The sequence below is a fragment of the Mycobacterium montefiorense genome (assembly GCF_025823255.1).
Lineage (GTDB): Bacteria > Actinomycetota > Actinomycetes > Mycobacteriales > Mycobacteriaceae > Mycobacterium > Mycobacterium montefiorense.
Genome location: NZ_JACKVL010000009.1, coordinates 103,838 through 118,325 on the forward strand (window position 1 = coordinate 103,838; position 14,488 = coordinate 118,325).

The following is a 14,488-nucleotide window of genomic DNA, read 5'->3' on the forward strand; positions in this document are numbered from 1 at the left end:
CCAATCGTGGCGAAGGTGAAGATCAAGCCACTCGAGGACAAGATTCTCGTGCAGGCCAACGAGGCCGAAACCACGACCGCGTCCGGTCTGGTTATTCCTGACACCGCCAAGGAGAAGCCGCAAGAAGGCACCGTCGTCGCAGTCGGCCCCGGCCGGTGGGACGAGGACGGCGACAAGCGGATCCCGCTGGACGTGTCGGAAGGTGACACCGTCATCTACAGCAAGTACGGCGGCACCGAGATCAAGTACAACGGCGAGGAGTACCTGATCCTGTCGGCACGTGACGTGCTGGCTGTCGTATCCAAGTAAAGAACCGTGTCCCGCCCCGGCGATCCCCGTGTGCAAGCACGGGTGATTTCCGGGGCGGCATGCGTTTAAAGGAGCCTGATGAGCAAGCTGATTGAGTACGACGAAACCGCTCGCCGCGCGATGGAGGCGGGCGTGAACAAGCTCGCCGACACGGTGCGCGTCACGCTGGGCCCCCGCGGCCGGCATGTGGTGCTGGCCAAGGCGTTTGGCGGTCCCACTGTGACGAACGACGGCGTGACCGTCGCGCGGGAGATCGACCTGGAAGACCCGTTCGAGAACTTGGGTGCCCAGTTGGTGAAGTCGGTGGCCACCAAGACCAACGACGTCGCCGGCGACGGCACCACCACCGCGACTGTGCTGGCGCAGGCGCTGATCAAGGGCGGCCTGCGCATGGTCGCCGCCGGAGCTAACCCGATCGCCCTGGGCGTGGGCCTGAGCAAGGCCGCCGACGCGGTGTCCGAGGCGCTGTTGGCCGCGGCCAAGCCGGTGTCCGGCAAGCACGCCATTGGGCAGGTGGCGACGGTCTCCTCGCGTGACGAGCAGATCGGTGCGCTGGTCGGCGAGGGCATGAACAAGGTCGGCACCGACGGCGTCGTCAGCGTCGAGGAATCCTCGACGCTGAACACCGAGCTGGAGTTCACCGAGGGTGTCGGGTTCGACAAGGGCTTCCTGTCGGCATACTTCGTCAACGACTTCGACTCCCAAGAGGCCGTGCTCGACGAGCCGCTGATCCTGCTGCACCAGGACAAGATCAGCTCGCTGCCGGACTTGTTGCCGATGCTCGAGAAGATCGCCGAATCGGGTAAGCCGCTGCTGATCGTCGCCGAGGACGTCGAGGGCGAGGCGTTGGCGACGCTGGTGGTTAACTCGATCCGCAAGACGCTCAAAGCGGTTGCGGTCAAGGCGCCGTTCTTCGGCGACCGTCGCAAGGCCTTCCTGGAGGATCTGGCGATCGTCACGGGCGGCCAGGTGATCAATCCCGACGCCGGCCTGGTGTTGCGTGAGGTGGGCGCCGACGTGCTGGGCTCGGCCCGCCGCGTGGTGGTCAGCAAGGACGACACCATCATTGTCGACGGCGGTGGCCCCAAGGATGCGGTGGAAAAGCGTGTCAAGCAGCTGCGTGCCGAGATCGAGGGCAGCGATTCGGAGTGGGATCGCGAGAAGCTGCAGGAGCGGGTGGCCAAGCTGGCCGGCGGCGTGGCCGTCATCAAGGTGGGGGCCGCCACCGAGACGGCGCTCAAGGAGCGCAAGGAAAGCGTCGAGGACGCCGTCGCGGCTGCCAAAGCGGCCGTCGAGGAGGGCATCGTCGCGGGCGGTGGATCGTCGCTCATCCAGGCCGGCAAGTCGCTGGAAAAGTTACGTAAGTCGCTCAGCGGCGACGAGGCCGCGGGCGTCGGCGTGTTCGCCGAGGCCCTTTCCGCACCGTTGTACTGGATCGCCGTCAACGCCGGTCTCGACGGCGCGGTCGCGGTCCACAAGGTCAGTGAGCTGCCCGCCGGGCACGGCCTGAACGCCAGCACGCTGACCTACGGCGACCTGATCAAGGACGGTGTTATTGACCCGGTCAAGGTCACCCGGTCGGCGGTGCTGAACGCGGCGTCGGTGGCCCGCATGGTGCTGACCACCGAGACGGCGGTTGTCGACAAGCCCGCCAATGAAGACGACGACCACGGCCACGGTCACGGGCATGGCCACCATCACCACTGAGTGAGTTTGTGCAAAGCGCCCCCGGTCATTCGGCCGGGGGCGTTTTGTTTGCCTCGACCGCGACGATTGTTAGGCTGGCGCACCACGAGGTTGGGGGGCCCGAGCATGAGCTATCCGCAGCAGTGGCCGCCGCCACAGCCACCGCGGTACCCGCAGCAATGGCCCCCGCCGTACCCACCGCCGGGACCGTATCCGCCGCCTGCGCCGCGCAAGACCAATCGCGTGTTGATAGTTGTGCTCGCGCTCGCAGCAACGGTCGTTCTGGTACCGGTGGCGTTGGTCGGGTTTTTCGTGATCCGCGACATTGTCCACGACGGTCTCGACGGGCGCGGAGGCGCTAAGAAGGCAACCTCCCTCTCGGACTTCGATGTGGTCTGCGATGGCGGGTCAATCACTAACGCCGCCGCGTACGGGAAGCCGTACAAGATTGCCGCGTTCGCTCCCTACGACGAGCCCAACCCGATGCGCCAAATGACAAACACCCCCTGGAGCGAAGTCATGCTCGACTCCCGTGCCGACTACCGGGCGAACCCCGGCGACTTCCTGTCGACGAATGTCGTTGCCTGCCTTACCCGCAAACGCGGAACCGAGGTGAAGTCACTCACCTGCAGCCTCAGGACCGACACGGGTGAACACGTGACTGTCGACTATTACGCCGTCCAATACAACATCGAACTTCACGAGGCGAGGACCGGCAGGCACATCGCGCAACTCGGAACGGTGGACAGCCCCGCGGCCAGCTGCCCATTCCTCGTATGGGTCAACAAGCGCGACCCCAAGACGTACGCGGGACCGGATACTGCGGCAGTCGATGCCAAGCTCGCTGAATTCGCGCACAGCTGATACCTGGTCAATTCGGGCGGCTACTTAGCCACCGGCTGGATCGACACCAGCCGAAAGCCATCGGCATTGGCGTCATCGGGCACGAACCGGACGACTGTGGTGTTGGGGGGAAATTGGGTGGCCAGTCCATTCAGCTCTCTTGGCAGGAAGGCTCGGGACTTGGCTTGCCCGTACCAATCCGGACCGGACGGGATGGCGTCTTTCACGCGGTCAATCGCGGCATCCCAGCGTTGGACTGGGTCCGGTGGCGAATTCCCAAACCCGGCTGACCGAAGGTACGCATTCAGTTGTCCCGCGAGGGTAATTGGAGCCACGCCGCCGACTGGGATCCCGGTGATCGTCCCGTCGATGGTGTTCGCGGTCACCGAGGTCAGTCTGACGCTGCATACGTTGTCGGCGCCGGTGGTGGCCGAGCTGCAGACCTCGGGCAGCGGTGCGGCGTGAGCCGAGGCAATGCCGACGACGGCAGGAATCAGGACGGCAGATATCGCCGCAATCGCGCTAGTCCGATCGTCAGGCATCGAGTCCCCTCGACGGCGAGAGCGACACCAGAACGGGACCAACCCCAGCCTGAACAACACCGTCTGCATCTCCGAACACTATGGGCGTGCGGCCGCGTGCGCCTGGGAATGCTCTCAAGTCGTGATCGCTAGCCGGAAGCGCTTCCTACGGCACGACGGCGCGCACGAAGTTCTCGGCGAATACGTCGCAGGTGGTGTCGATGTCGGGCAGCTGCAAGCCGGGGACATTCGGCAGCAGCGGCCGGGTGAGCATGTGAATCAGGATGGGGCCCAACAGTTGTTGGGCCAGTAGCGGTAGGGGCATGTCGCGGATATGTCCAGCATGAATTTCGGTGTCGAACCAGCGACTGAGTGCGCCGAGTAAGCGCGGTGGGCCGTAGGCCGCCAGCGACTGCACGGCGGGACTGCTAGGTCGTGCGAAGGCCTCGGCGAATATAGCCGGCGCAACGCGGGGTTCGCGGCTCAGGGCATTCGCCACCGTTCGGTAGAAGCCGCGCACCATCTCGAGCAGGTCATCGCTGGGACGCGCCAGGTATTCCTCGATATCCAGGATGGGGCTGTAACGCTCGAAGACCGCCCGCATCATTTCGTCGCGCCCGCCGAAAGCCGCGTGCAGGCTGTAAACCGAGCAATCGGCGCGGGCGGCGACGGCTTCCAATGTTGCCGCGGCAAGGCCGGATTCGCTGATCAGGGTCGCGGCGGCAGCCACTGCCCGGTCGCGGACGGGGGGCAGGCCGCCGGGGTCGACGCCGGCCGCGCGGACGGCGTCGTTCAGGGCGGTGCGCGATCCGTCGAAGCGCCGCAGCAGGGTGCTGCGCGAGATGCCGGCCTCCGCGGCGATCAATGCGACCGGAACGTCGGCGACGTCCTTGCCCAATTTCTCCGCGGCGCGCAGTGCGGCCTCCACCACCTGTGGCGTCGACACCGGTCGGGCCATACCGTCTCCTTCCGACATGTGATACATTACCTTATGTATGCTGCAATTGTATTCCACAACTGCACGAGGAGCACACCATGACACAAGTTCTGCAGACCCAGGTCTGCGTTGTCGGGGGCGGGCCCGCCGGTCTGGTTCACGCCCTGCTGCTCGCCCGCGCCGGAATCCGGGTCGTCGTCCTGGAGAAGCACAACGACTTTCTGCGCGACTTCCGCGGCGACACCGTGCACCCAAGCACCCTGCGGATCATGGACGAGCTCGGATTCATCGACGAGTTCCTGAAGCTGCCGCACACCAAGATCGACCGACTTGCCTTCGACACCGGTGGCTCGATTCGCACCCTCGGCAACTTCAAGGTGCTCAAACGGCTGGGCTTCAAGCAGCCCTATATCGCGATGATGCCGCAGTGGGACTTCCTGGACTTCCTCGCCGAAAAGGCTTCCGCCTACCCGGAATTCACCTTGATCCGCAATGCCGAGGTGACCGACCTGATCTGCGACGGCGATCGGGTGGTTGGGGTGCGCACGCCGGATCTAGAGGTGCGGGCCGAGTTGGTGGTGGCCGCCGACGGGCGAAAGTCGGTGGTGCGCGCGGCGGCGGGATTGCGGACCGCCGCGGCGCACTCCCCGATGGACGTGCTGTGGTTTCGGCTGAAATGGCGCCCCGGCGACCCGCAGGAACTGTTCGGGGTGGTCCGCAAAGGCCTGCTGATGGCAATGATCTACCGGGGCGACTACTGGCAGGTCGCCTATCTGATGCCGAAGGGCGCCAGCCCCCGGGGCGGATCGCTGGAGGAGTTCAAGGAGCGAATCGTCACCGCACAACCGCGGCTGTGTGAGCACGTCAACGATCTGACGTCGTGGGACGACACCAGCGAGCTCGACGTGCGGGTCGACCGGCTGCAGACGTGGTGGCGCACCGGCCTGCTGTGCATCGGCGATGCCGCACATGCGATGTCGCCGGCCGGTGGGGTCGGTATCAACCTCGCGGTCGCCGATGCCGTGGCCGCGGCCAATATCCTGTGCGCCCCGCTGCGCGAAGGCCGGCTGACCGACGCCGACCTGGCCAAAGTGCAGCGCCGCCGCGAGCTGCCAACTCGGATCATCCAGGCGGGTCAGGTGCTGGTGCAGGACAAGGCGGTCGCGCCCAACTTGAGCGGTGACCTGTCGCCGATCCAGATTCCGAAGATCATCGGTTGGGGCCCGCTGCAAGCGCTTCCGCCGATCTTCGTAGGGCGCGGTCTCCGCCCAGAGCACGTACGGACTCCCGACGTACACGCCTGGGCTGATTCGCGGTAACTCGGCTAGGGTGAATTGCCATGTCGCCGAGTGACAGTGATTCCCTGGTAACGGCTCACAGCGCGATCCGCGCCTTCTGGGAGCAGGAGGGTGCGCGGTATGACCAGAAGGACGCGCACGGCATCTTCTCCGAGGCCGAACGGCAGCTGTGGACAACGGCTTTGGGTGCGATCCCGCCCTGCTCCCGGGTGCTCGACATCGCCACCGGCACGGGATTTGTCGCGCTGCTATTGGCCGAGCTTGGTCACCAGGTGACCGGATTCGATGCGTCGCAGGCAATGCTGGGCAACGCTCGCGCCAAGGCCGCCGAGCGCGGGATGTCCATCACCTTTGTGGAGGGTGTCACCGAACGGCTGCCGTTTCCCGATGCCAGTTTCGATGCCGTGACGGCCCGGCACTTTATCTGGACCCTGCTCGAACCCGACAAGGCTTTCGCGCAATGGCGCCGCGTCTTGACTCCTGGCGGGACACTGGTCGCCGACTGTTCCCTGAATGTGCAAGTGGCAGCACATCATTACGCCGACGACGTTGCGGCGGCGTTGCCGTTTAGCGGTGTCGGTGACCCCGCTCCGATCGTCGGTGCTCTTCGGTCCGCGGGCTTCGGGGAGGTTGACGTCGAAATCCACGATGACGAGGGTGAGCGCCGGCGTGCCGTGCTGCTGGCTCGGGCGACTGTTGGACGGTGAGGACATTGTGGTCAGTCGGCTCGAGCATCTCGGAATTCACTCTTTATCGCGCCGGCGGACCGGGGATCATCCCGTTTAAGCTGGCCGGCAACGCGGTCGAGGGCGTCTCGCTGCTGAGGTTCTCAATGGCACCCGCGTCGCCGAGAATGCGCGGCGCGCACGAAGCGCGGCTGTCACCGCAACGACGTGGCGACCCGGACCTCGGAGGTAAGGGTCTGATGGACCGGGCAGCGTTCGGCGATGAGCATTAATCGTTGCCGTTGCGTGTCGTCGAGGTGGCCGGTCAACTCGATCTCCCGATCGATGTGGTCGATCCATCCGGTTTTGGTTTCGCAGTCGGCGCAGTCTTGCGCGTGAATGCGCGAGTGCCGCAACGTTACTCGAACGTTCTCCAGCGGCCAGCCTTTGCGTTTGGCATACATCCGCACCGTCATCGAAGTACACGAACCCAGCGCGGCCAGTAGCAGATCATAGGGTGTCGGCCCGGCGTCGTCGCCGACTGGCTGTGGCTCATCGGCGATGAGTCGGTGGTGTCCGGCGGTGATCTGCTGCGTATAGGTTCCCGTGCCTGTCTCGGCGACGGTCACCGCGCGCTCGGCCGACGCCGCGTCCTGGCCAGTCTCGTTGCTAGTCATGCGCCCGATCGTTGCACGACTGGGGTGGGCTGAGGCGAAGTCTGCTCAGCCCTACAGGCCCGCGGCGGACGCGAATACCGTGAGTTCCCGCTCGATGTCGGATCCGGCTGGCTGGTAGACGATCTCGGTGATGCCCTGCGCAGCGAGTACGGCGACCTTCTCGGCCATTTCCTCGGCGGTTCCGGTCAACCCCATCGAGCTGGCAAACGGGATCACGTCGGCGACATGCGGCTCGTCACTCGGGTTGGCTTTGACCAGATGTCCTTGATGGATCGCGAAATGCCGCTCGTCTTCGGGATAGGCCTCGATCTTCTCCCGCCAGCTTTGGCCACCCGGCAGGGCATCGACCGCAGTGGCGCCGCCCCGCTCGTACACCGCGTGGTAGAGCACCACCGCGCCAGGCGCCGCGGCGTCGGTCGCGCGCGGTGACGTCAGCTCCTCTGCTTCGTCGAGCACCGTGCCCCAGCACAGCAGTGCCCGCCAGTCGGCCGCTTTCGCGGCATCGGGCTGCGGTACGGCCGCGGAGAAGACACCGTCGCCGAGTTCAGCCGCAACTGCCAGTCCTTTCGGGCCGTCGGCGCCGATCAGTATCGGCACATCGATCGGTCGCCTCGCCCCGAAACCGGGCAGCTGCAACATCTGGATCTTCGCGCCCTCCCACTCCGCGGCTTCGCCGGCCAACAGAATTCTCAAGCACCGGACGTATTCGGCGACCTGGCGCCACGGCATTGCTCGCTGGCCCAGTGCCATCCGACCCGTATAGCCCGAACCGATTGCCACCGCGACGCGCCCCGGCGCCTGGCTCTGCAGCTCGGCGATTGCGGCGGCGTTGACCATCGGATGCCGCAAGCTGGGAACGAGCACACCGGGCCCCAGGCCGATGCGCGACGTGCGCTCCGCGCAGCGGGTGAGAATCATCCACACGTCGGGATAGAGGGCCGGCGAGTCGTAGAGCCACGCCCGCTTGTAGTGCAGAGTTTCGGCGAGCTCCACGTGGACCGGGGTGTTCGAGGCAGTCGCGAACGCGCACGAGAAGTCCATCTTCGAACTGTAGTGACGATGGCGCGTGGGCGGCGCAGTTGAAGAACGATGGTTGAAAGCCAACGAGGTCAGGCGAATTGACAACGTGCGATCCCACTTGCCACAGGGAATAGTATCGTTCAATACAGTATTATATGATACGAAAGACGAAGTTCCGGATGGCAGGTAGGCGATCATGGACGTATACGAGGCAGTCACAAGCCGGCGGGCAGTGCGCGGATTCACCGATCAACCCGTGTCAAAAGAGGTGCTCGAGCGGGTGCTGTCCGCCGCGGCGCGGGCACCGTCCGGTTCCAACATTCAGCCGTGGAGCATCTACGTGGTGACCGGTGCGCCGTTGGCGGCACTGAAGAAGCACGCGGTCGAGCGGGTGGCCGCGGGCGATCCCTGGGACGAGCGGGAGTACGAGATGTACCCGCAGGCGCTGCCGTCCCCGTATCGCGACCGGCGGTCCGCCTTCGGCAAGGAGCGTTACAGCGCGCTCGGTATTGCGCGGGACGACTGGGAGGCACGCCAGCGGGCCGCGATTGCCAACTGGGATTGTTTCGGCGCACCCGCAGCCATGTTCTGCTACATCGACCGCGACATGGGCCCGGCCCAATGGGCCGACTTGGGGATGTATTTGCAGACGGTGATGCTGCTCCTGCGCGCCGAGGGCCTGCACAGCTGCCCGCAGATGGCGTGGTCGCAGGTTCGTGAGACGGTTGCCGAGACCGTGCGCCCGCCGGATCGGCTGATGCTCTTCTGCGGCATGTCAATTGGCTACGAGGACCCGGCGGTCAGTTACGTCCGTACCGGGCGGGCGCCGCTGGACGAAACGGTGACATTCGTCGACGACGAGTCGCCCGAATTCCACGAGACCGGACCCGACCCGGTTTTGGGTCTCGCTGAAACTCTCCGAGCGTCATGACTGGTGACGACCGCAGGCGCGGGGCCGCCGCGCGTGCGACCGACCGCCCCGGCGATCCGTCGCCGTTCGCGCTCGGTTTGTTGCTGCGCCGGGCGCACTGGCATGCGGCCGCGGTGATGTCAGAGGCGCTGCGGCCGCTGGGCATCGAGTTGCGACATTTCGCCGTGCTGCTCGTACTCGTTAACCGCGGGCCCACCGAGCAGCGGGATTTGGTCGATGCGACGGGCTCCGACAAGGCGGGAATCATGCGGGTCGTGGACGACCTGGAGCGCAAGAAGCTCGCGGTGCGCAAATCGGTGCCCGGGGATCGGCGGGTGCGTGCTGTGGAGATCACCGCCAAGGGAATTGAGCTTTTCGACGCCGCTCACCTCGCCGCGGAGCCACTGGCTGAGCGCCTAGTGTCGGCAATGCGGCCGGGCGAGGCGGCGCAATTGTCCGATCTGCTCACGCGATTCGCCGCTGCCGCCGAGCGGTAGGCGAGAATTCTTCGATGCTGACTAGGCCGAGCGGCGGATACCGCGGTTGCGGCCGATGTCGCCCTTCAGCAGCATGTCGCGCTCCGATTCGGACAGGCCGCCCCACACTCCGTAGGGCTCAGCGACATCCAGTGCGTGCGACCGGCACTGCTGGATCACCGGGCATTGCCGGCACATCTCCTTGGCGCGCTGCTCACGCTGCATGCGGGCACGGCCACGCTCGCCGTCGGGATGAAAGAACATCGACGAGTCAACACCGCGGCACAGTCCCTGCAGTTGCCAGTTCCAGATGTCCGCGTTGGGCCCGGGTAGCTGCTCCGGCTGTGGCATGGCTAGTTCCCTCTCTGCACGGCACGCCCAAGTGAGGTTAGGTTCGCAAAGTGAGTGTGCAACTGATTTAAGGGTGGTGTCACCGATGACTACCCGTCATTGCTAGAACTTAGGTGGGTTGATGAATTTCCGTCAATAGGCGTTTAGTGTGACAAAATATGTAGCGGTTTGAAGAGAATTAACTCCACGTTCATCTGCAACGCATTTCGGGTAGGAGAACGGTGCTACCAGGCACTTGACCGAAGTAAGATTTCCCAGCTCAGGGTACAAGGACCAGTAGAAGCCATTTATTACACAGATGATTGTGATTAACATTTCGGTAACACCATCACCATGAACTGTTTACTACTATCACCGTGATTGAAATTCCTCATACTTCGAAGATTGAGTCGGCCCTGGCTGCGGCCGCGTTCGGCGATCAGCCCGCACGCTGGCCTCTGCCGACGGCGACCACAGCAAACGAGTTGTGGCTGCGAGCCGTTGCGGCCGGCGGGCAGGGCCGTTACGGCAGCGCCTATCGAGACCTGGCGGCGCTGCGCCGCGGCAATGCCTCGGGTCGGCTCGTCTCGCTGGCCCACAGCACGCACGGATCGTTTCTGCGCCAACTCGGTTGGCACGCGCGCGCCCGCGGCTGGGACGGGCGTGCCCTCGCGCTCGCCGGCACCGACCCCGAAGCTCGCGCCGACGCCCTGATTGGATTGGCGGCCGACGCTTTGGGCATCGGCCGCTTCGCCGCTGCGGCGGCGTTGTTGGCGCGCGCGGACTCGGCGTTGGCGGCCGCCTGCGTGCCGGATCGGTTGCCGGTGCGCCGGCGATGGGTCGGTGCCGAGTTGGCGATGGCTCGCGGTGATGGCGCGGTCGCGGTCCGTGAAGCCGAGGAGGCCGTCGAGCTAGCGCAGGCCATCGGGCCAGCATCGGAGCGGCACCGGGTGAAGAGCGAAGTGGTGCTCGCCGCCGCGCTATGCAGCGCCGGCGACACCCAGCGGGCCCGCGCCGTGGCCGACGCCGCGCTGGACGGCACCGAACGATCGCGGCTGATACCCCTGCGCTGGGCGGTGGCTTGCTTGCTGATCGATATCCGAAGCGTCACATTTTCGGCACAAAAGCTGGCCGAAATTCGGGATGTCTGCGCAGGCCAGGTGCGGCGCGCCGGTGGAACCTGGCCTGCCGCCTGAAACGGCTTGCGGCCGTTATGGTCATTGCGAGAGTTAGCCCGCGATGTGTCCGGTTTGTAACGTTGGAGATACCGCCGTCGATGACAATTCAAGGTGAACGTCTCGACGCTGTGGTTGCAGAAGCCGTAGCGGGAGATGGGAACGCCCTACGGGAGGTGCTGGAGACCATCCGTCCGATTGTGGTGCGATATTGCCGGGCGCGAGTCGGCACAGTCGAGCGGGGGGGCCTGACAGCCGACGATGTGGCTCAGGAGGTGTGCTTGGCGACTTTGACGGCACTGCCGCGTTATCGGGATCGAGGACGCCCGTTTCTGGCCTTCCTGTACGGCATTGCGGCACACAAGGTGGCCGATGCCCATCGCGCCGCTGGCCGCGATCTCGCCTACCCCTCCGATTCCGTTCCCGAGCGCTGGTCGTCCGAGGCAGGCCCTGAACAGCGAGCCCTCGAAGCCGATTCGGTCAGTCGCATGAACGAATTACTCGACATCCTTCCCGCCAAGCAGCGCGAGATTCTGATCCTTCGCGTCGTCGTCGGCCTGTCTGCCGAAGAGACTGCCGCCGCCGTTGGCGCAACGCCAGGAGCCGTCCGGGTAGCTCAGCACCGAGCTTTGTCGCGGCTCAAATCCGAGATGGTTGCAGCAGGTGACTATGCCTGAATTTGGTTTCTCAGACCGACCAGGGCTCGACGAGTTGAGCCGGACCGATCTGCTCCTGGATGCGCTCGCCGAACGCCAACGGATCGACGTCGACGATCCCAACGACGATGCGTTGGCCGCCCTGCTGGGGGATTGGCGCGACGACTTGCGGTGGCCGCCGGCCAGCGCACTGGTTTCGCCGGAGGAGGCCGTGGGGGCGCTGCGCGCCGGGATGGCCGAGCAGCGGCGTGGTAGGCGCGGACTGGCGGCGATCGGCTCGGTGGCGGCGACATTGTTGGCCCTCAGCGGGTTCGGCGCCATGGTGGTCGAGGCCCGACCCGGGGGGACCTTGTACGGCCTGCACTCGATGTTCTTCGACGAGTCGCGGGTCAACCAGAACCAGACCATGTTGTCCGCCAAGGCCGACCTGGCGAAAGTCAAGCAACTGATCGACAAGGGGCAGTGGACCCAGGCCGAGAATCAGCTGGCGGAAGTCAGCAGCACCGTGCAGTCGTTGAACGACAGCGCCGGTCGAAAAGAATTGCTGGACGAGATCGATCTGCTGAACGCGAAAGTCGACTCACGCGACCCGAATGCGACGCTCCCGCCGGCCGCGCCGCCGCCAAGCTCGGTGGTGCTTCCGGCTCCGCAGTCGCAAATTTCCGCGACACCAAAGGCAATCAGCCCGAGCGCAACCCTATTAGTGCCCAGTCAAAACCCGAGTCCTGCTGCGAGCCACAGCCACCATCGACACCAGTCATCGGTCGCGCCAAGCAATACGCCCTAGAAAGCGGGCCGCTCAAACACTCAGTGTCGCCGGTGAAATCCGTCGGCGTCTGACGTCGCTTCGTTGAGCGAGGCGTCGGCGTATCCCCGGCAGTAATCCCACGTGACGTAGGCATCGGGCTCCGGGTCGTAAGCAGGCTCATGGGGGCGGACGGTGCCGTCGATCAGCAATTGCAGCAGGTTGGACCGCAGCATGTCCCAGTCGTGATAGTGGTCTTGCTGACACTCGTCGCAGCACACCACAAGTCCGCGAATTCCCTTGTGCGCCAACAGTGCTTCGTAAACGGCCAGATCGGCCAGGTCCGCTTCGACCGCCATCCGTTCTTGCTGATCCAGAGGCTGTCCAGGCTCGACGGCGTCTAGCGCCGCCGACGGGTCACACGGGTCGTCCGCGAACGGGTCGGGTGGCAAACCCGGGGGAAGGTGGTCACGCACGCCCCTAGCCTACGCAGGCGGGCCGTGCTAACGCCAGCAGGTGGACGCGCGTCGCCCGCGTTCCGATTGGGGCGAGCGGCACGCCTACGGGTGCAACTCCTCGACGGTCGGGACCGATAGAATGGGGTGGTCGCTCCGCGCGCGTATGGAGGGTTTCACCGATGTCCCGTGGCACGTCCCATCTCGAAGACAGCTCCGACCTGGTCGCAAGTCCCTACCTGCGCGTCGGCGGTTTGACCGACGAGGGGGTGCCGACCGGGGGCGACAACCCGAACAAGGTGGCGATGCTAGGCCTGACCTACGACGATGTGCTGCTGCTGCCGGCGGCGTCCGATGTGGTTCCCGCGACTGCCGATACCTCCAGTCAGCTAACCAAGAAGATCCGGCTGCGAGTGCCGCTGGTGAGCTCGGCGATGGACACCGTCACCGAGTCGCGGATGGCCATCGCGATGGCCCGCGCCGGCGGCATGGGTGTGCTGCACCGCAACCTGCCGGTCGCCGAACAGGCCGGCCAGGTCGAGATGGTCAAGCGCTCCGAAGCCGGCATGGTCACCGACCCGGTCACCTGCCGCCCGGACAACACGCTGGCCCAGGTCGACGCGCTGTGCGCCCGGTTCCGGATCTCGGGCCTGCCCGTCGTCGACGACTCCGGCGCGCTCGTCGGGATCATCACCAACCGCGACATGCGGTTTGAGGTCGACCAGACCAGGCCGGTCTCCGAGGTGATGACCAAGGCCCCGCTGATCACCGCCCGCGAGGGCGTCAGTGCCGACGCGGCGCTGGGCCTGTTGCGCCGCAACAAGATCGAGAAGCTGCCTATCGTCGACGGCCATGGCCGGCTGACCGGGCTGATCACCGTCAAAGACTTCGTCAAGACCGAACAACACCCGCTGGCCACCAAGGACAGCGATGGCCGGCTGCTGGTGGGCGCCGCCGTCGGTGTCGGCGGTGACGCCTGGGTGCGCGCGATGATGTTGGTCGACGCCGGGTCCGACGTGCTGATCGTGGATACCGCGCACGCGCACAACCGCACCGTGCTCGACATGGTCGGCAAGCTCAAGGCCGAAGTCGGCGAGAAGGTCGAGGTGATCGGCGGCAACGTCGCCACCCGCTCGGCCGCCTTGGCACTCGTCGAGGCCGGGGCCGACGCCGTGAAGGTCGGGGTGGGGCCGGGTTCGATCTGCACCACCCGCGTGGTGGCCGGGGTAGGTGCACCTCAAATCACCGCGTTCCTGGAAGCCGTCGCGGCCTGCGGACCGCGCGGTGTGCCGGTCATCGCAGACGGCGGACTGCAGTATTCCGGCGACATCGCCAAGGCGCTGGCGGCCGGCGCATCGACGGCCATGCTGGGCTCGCTGCTGGCCGGCACCGCCGAGGCGCCCGGCGAGCTGATCTTCGTCAACGGCAAGCAGTTCAAGAGCTACCGCGGCATGGGGTCGCTCGGCGCGATGGCGGGCCGCAGCGGCGGCAAGTCGTACTCCAAGGACCGCTACTTCGCCGACGATGCGCTCTCCGAGGACAAGCTGGTGCCCGAGGGCATCGAGGGCCGGGTGCCGTTCCGCGGCCCGCTCTCGTCGGTGATACATCAGCTGACCGGCGGTCTGCGCGCCGCAATGGGCTACACCGGCTCGCCGACCATCGAGGTGCTGCAGCAGGCGCAGTTCGTCCGGATCACCTCGGCCGGACTCAAAGAGAGCCACCCCCACGACGTCACCATGACCGTCGAAGCACCGAACTATTACGCGCGGTGAGCAGCGAACTGAA

The 14,488-nt window shown here is 65.7% G+C and carries 17 protein-coding genes; 11 read left to right on the forward strand and 6 right to left on the reverse strand.

Annotated elements, in window-relative coordinates; genetic code table 11:
* Nucleotides 1-6: 6 nt before the first annotated feature.
* The 3 genes from groES to H7K34_RS08140 all read left to right on the forward strand — a co-directional run bounded on the left by groES (nucleotide 7) and on the right by H7K34_RS08140 (nucleotide 2,859).
* Entirely contained in the window at nucleotides 7-309 is a 303-nt protein-coding gene (gene groES, locus H7K34_RS08130; RefSeq protein ID WP_036466886.1) for a co-chaperone GroES, read from the forward strand.
* A 78-nt stretch (nucleotides 310-387) separates the two neighbouring features.
* On the forward strand, nucleotides 388-2,016 hold the full coding sequence (groL, locus tag H7K34_RS08135; RefSeq protein WP_264061357.1) for a chaperonin GroEL: 1,629 nt from the start codon (nucleotides 388-390) through the stop codon (nucleotides 2,014-2,016).
* Between the two features lie 105 nt (nucleotides 2,017-2,121).
* Complete coding sequence (locus H7K34_RS08140) at nucleotides 2,122-2,859, forward strand: hypothetical protein (RefSeq protein ID WP_264061358.1); 738 nt, start codon at nucleotides 2,122-2,124, stop codon at nucleotides 2,857-2,859.
* A 20-nt stretch (nucleotides 2,860-2,879) separates the two neighbouring features.
* Here H7K34_RS08140 and H7K34_RS08145 read toward each other — a convergent pair whose 3' ends face one another.
* Together H7K34_RS08145 and H7K34_RS08150 are read right to left on the reverse strand one after the other, a co-directional pair.
* Nucleotides 2,880-3,380 (reverse strand): hypothetical protein, encoded by a 501-nt coding sequence (locus H7K34_RS08145; RefSeq protein WP_264061360.1) that lies wholly within the window; start codon nucleotides 3,378-3,380, stop codon nucleotides 2,880-2,882.
* 145 nt (nucleotides 3,381-3,525) lie between these two features.
* A complete protein-coding gene (locus H7K34_RS08150; RefSeq protein WP_264061362.1) occupies nucleotides 3,526-4,317 on the reverse strand; it encodes a TetR family transcriptional regulator in 792 nt (263 codons plus the stop codon).
* Between the two features lie 77 nt (nucleotides 4,318-4,394).
* On the opposite strand from H7K34_RS08150, the gene H7K34_RS08155 reads away from it, so the two are divergent.
* Both H7K34_RS08155 and H7K34_RS08160 read left to right on the forward strand, forming a co-directional pair.
* The gene (locus H7K34_RS08155) at nucleotides 4,395-5,615 is read left to right on the forward strand and encodes an FAD-dependent oxidoreductase (RefSeq protein WP_264061363.1); all 1,221 of its coding nucleotides are present in this window, start codon (nucleotides 4,395-4,397) and stop codon (nucleotides 5,613-5,615) included.
* 20 nt (nucleotides 5,616-5,635) lie between these two features.
* The gene (locus H7K34_RS08160; protein WP_264061364.1) at nucleotides 5,636-6,301 is read left to right on the forward strand and encodes a class I SAM-dependent methyltransferase; all 666 of its coding nucleotides are present in this window, start codon (nucleotides 5,636-5,638) and stop codon (nucleotides 6,299-6,301) included.
* Nucleotides 6,302-6,474: 173 nt separating this feature from the next.
* Here the strand turns inward: H7K34_RS08160 and H7K34_RS08165 are convergent, their stop codons facing one another.
* Both H7K34_RS08165 and H7K34_RS08170 read right to left on the reverse strand, forming a co-directional pair.
* Entirely contained in the window at nucleotides 6,475-6,936 is a 462-nt protein-coding gene (locus H7K34_RS08165; RefSeq protein WP_264061365.1) for an OsmC family protein, read from the reverse strand.
* A 51-nt stretch (nucleotides 6,937-6,987) separates the two neighbouring features.
* A complete protein-coding gene (locus H7K34_RS08170) occupies nucleotides 6,988-7,977 on the reverse strand; it encodes an LLM class flavin-dependent oxidoreductase (RefSeq protein WP_264061366.1) in 990 nt (329 codons plus the stop codon).
* Nucleotides 7,978-8,152: 175 nt separating this feature from the next.
* Here H7K34_RS08170 and H7K34_RS08175 point away from each other — a divergent pair, with 175 nt between their 5' ends.
* Nucleotides 8,153-8,887, forward strand: a complete 735-nt coding sequence (locus H7K34_RS08175) for a nitroreductase (RefSeq protein WP_264061367.1) — start codon at nucleotides 8,153-8,155, stop codon at nucleotides 8,885-8,887.
* A complete protein-coding gene (locus tag H7K34_RS08180) occupies nucleotides 8,884-9,363 on the forward strand; it encodes a MarR family winged helix-turn-helix transcriptional regulator (protein ID WP_264061368.1) in 480 nt (159 codons plus the stop codon). Before H7K34_RS08175 ends, H7K34_RS08180 begins: the two co-directional genes overlap by 4 nt.
* Before the next feature lie 21 nt (nucleotides 9,364-9,384).
* On the opposite strand, the gene H7K34_RS08185 is transcribed toward H7K34_RS08180, so the two are convergent.
* The gene (locus H7K34_RS08185) at nucleotides 9,385-9,693 is read right to left on the reverse strand and encodes a WhiB family transcriptional regulator (protein ID WP_108921044.1); all 309 of its coding nucleotides are present in this window, start codon (nucleotides 9,691-9,693) and stop codon (nucleotides 9,385-9,387) included.
* A gap of 356 nt (nucleotides 9,694-10,049) precedes the next feature.
* Here H7K34_RS08185 and H7K34_RS08190 point away from each other — a divergent pair, with 356 nt between their 5' ends.
* The 3 genes from H7K34_RS08190 to H7K34_RS08200 all read left to right on the forward strand — a co-directional run bounded on the left by H7K34_RS08190 (nucleotide 10,050) and on the right by H7K34_RS08200 (nucleotide 12,290).
* A complete protein-coding gene (locus H7K34_RS08190; RefSeq protein WP_264061370.1) occupies nucleotides 10,050-10,868 on the forward strand; it encodes a hypothetical protein in 819 nt (272 codons plus the stop codon).
* An 80-nt stretch (nucleotides 10,869-10,948) separates the two neighbouring features.
* Complete coding sequence (locus tag H7K34_RS08195; RefSeq protein WP_201263433.1) at nucleotides 10,949-11,524, forward strand: sigma-70 family RNA polymerase sigma factor; 576 nt, start codon at nucleotides 10,949-10,951, stop codon at nucleotides 11,522-11,524.
* Nucleotides 11,517-12,290 (forward strand): anti-sigma-D factor RsdA, encoded by a 774-nt coding sequence (locus tag H7K34_RS08200; RefSeq protein ID WP_264061371.1) that lies wholly within the window; start codon nucleotides 11,517-11,519, stop codon nucleotides 12,288-12,290. The genes H7K34_RS08195 and H7K34_RS08200 overlap by 8 nt, the downstream gene beginning before the upstream one ends.
* Nucleotides 12,291-12,310: 20 nt before the next feature.
* Here the strand turns inward: H7K34_RS08200 and H7K34_RS08205 are convergent, their stop codons facing one another.
* Nucleotides 12,311-12,724 carry a DUF5319 domain-containing protein gene (locus H7K34_RS08205; protein ID WP_108921040.1) on the reverse strand — a complete coding sequence of 138 codons (414 nt, stop codon included), beginning with the start codon at nucleotides 12,722-12,724 and terminating at the stop codon, nucleotides 12,311-12,313.
* Nucleotides 12,725-12,885: 161 nt separating this feature from the next.
* On the opposite strand from H7K34_RS08205, the gene guaB reads away from it, so the two are divergent.
* Nucleotides 12,886-14,475 carry an IMP dehydrogenase gene (gene guaB / locus H7K34_RS08210; RefSeq protein ID WP_264061372.1) on the forward strand — a complete coding sequence of 530 codons (1,590 nt, stop codon included), beginning with the start codon at nucleotides 12,886-12,888 and terminating at the stop codon, nucleotides 14,473-14,475.
* The last annotated feature ends 13 nt before the right edge of the window (nucleotides 14,476-14,488 follow it).

Excerpts from the sequence above, each read along its gene's own strand:
- groL (WP_264061357.1), top strand. The coding sequence starts at position 388 with ATGAGCAAGCTGATTGAGTACGACGAAACCGCTCGCCGCGCGATGGAG.
- H7K34_RS08140 (WP_264061358.1), top strand. The coding sequence starts at position 2,122 with ATGAGCTATCCGCAGCAGTGGCCGCCGCCACAGCCACCGCGGTACCCG.
- H7K34_RS08145 (WP_264061360.1), bottom strand. The coding sequence starts at position 3,380 with ATGCCTGACGATCGGACTAGCGCGATTGCGGCGATATCTGCCGTCCTG.
- H7K34_RS08150 (WP_264061362.1), bottom strand. The coding sequence starts at position 4,317 with ATGGCCCGACCGGTGTCGACGCCACAGGTGGTGGAGGCCGCACTGCGC.
- H7K34_RS08155 (WP_264061363.1), top strand. The coding sequence starts at position 4,395 with ATGACACAAGTTCTGCAGACCCAGGTCTGCGTTGTCGGGGGCGGGCCC.
- H7K34_RS08160 (WP_264061364.1), top strand. The coding sequence starts at position 5,636 with ATGTCGCCGAGTGACAGTGATTCCCTGGTAACGGCTCACAGCGCGATC.
- H7K34_RS08165 (WP_264061365.1), bottom strand. The coding sequence starts at position 6,936 with ATGACTAGCAACGAGACTGGCCAGGACGCGGCGTCGGCCGAGCGCGCG.
- H7K34_RS08170 (WP_264061366.1), bottom strand. The coding sequence starts at position 7,977 with ATGGACTTCTCGTGCGCGTTCGCGACTGCCTCGAACACCCCGGTCCAC.
- H7K34_RS08175 (WP_264061367.1), top strand. The coding sequence starts at position 8,153 with ATGGACGTATACGAGGCAGTCACAAGCCGGCGGGCAGTGCGCGGATTC.
- H7K34_RS08180 (WP_264061368.1), top strand. The coding sequence starts at position 8,884 with ATGACTGGTGACGACCGCAGGCGCGGGGCCGCCGCGCGTGCGACCGAC.
- H7K34_RS08185 (WP_108921044.1), bottom strand. The coding sequence starts at position 9,693 with ATGCCACAGCCGGAGCAGCTACCCGGGCCCAACGCGGACATCTGGAAC.
- H7K34_RS08195 (WP_201263433.1), top strand. The coding sequence starts at position 10,949 with ATGACAATTCAAGGTGAACGTCTCGACGCTGTGGTTGCAGAAGCCGTA.
- H7K34_RS08200 (WP_264061371.1), top strand. The coding sequence starts at position 11,517 with ATGCCTGAATTTGGTTTCTCAGACCGACCAGGGCTCGACGAGTTGAGC.
- guaB (WP_264061372.1), top strand. The coding sequence starts at position 12,886 with ATGTCCCGTGGCACGTCCCATCTCGAAGACAGCTCCGACCTGGTCGCA.